Annotated in this window: 1 protein-coding gene; it reads right to left on the bottom strand. The window is 65.4% G+C overall.

The features are described 5' to 3' along the window. A partial coding sequence (locus tag AACY08_RS28590) for a TonB-dependent receptor plug domain-containing protein (protein ID WP_339472457.1) occupies nucleotides 1-499 on the bottom strand: 499 nt, incomplete at its 3' end. Nucleotides 500-529: the final 30 nt, after the last annotated feature.

The raw sequence follows: 529 nt of genomic DNA, 5'->3' as shown, positions 1-529 counted from the left end.
CGCCCGAGAAACCCGCCTTTTTGCCGCCAAGCGGGTTGCCCGTGTTGAGATCGACGACCGCGCCCAACGACCCTTCGTCGAGCGACGCTTCGGCGGTCTTATGGACCACCAGCGAGCTGAACAGTTCGGACGCGAACACGTTGAAGTCGAACGCGCGGTCGCGGTTGGCGCTGGCACCGTCGGTCGAGGTCGCGACGGTTTCCATACCGTTCACGCGGACGCGGGTGAATTGCGCGCCAAGCCCACGCACGGTGATCGCACGCCCTTCGCCACCATCGCGCTGGATCGAAATGCCCGGGATGCGCTGCAGCGATTCGGCAAGGTTCTGGTCGGGGAATTTGGCGATGTCCTCGGCGACGATCGAATCGACCGCTGCGACCGAGTTTTTCTTTACGTTGAGCGCCGCCTGGAGCGACTGGCGGAAGCCGGTCACCACGATGTCCTGCCCCGTATCCTCGCTGGCCGGAGGCGCGGACGGCGTCGGCTCGGTCTGCGCCAAGGCAACGCTTGGCAAGAACAGTGCGAGCGC

Source organism: Pseudomonas sp. EL_65y_Pfl1_R83 (assembly GCF_963970695.1).
Lineage (GTDB): Bacteria > Pseudomonadota > Gammaproteobacteria > Pseudomonadales > Pseudomonadaceae > Aquipseudomonas > Aquipseudomonas tritici.
The sequence above is the reverse complement of the archived record's forward strand: the minus strand, read 5'-3'. Positions and strand labels throughout refer to the sequence as shown.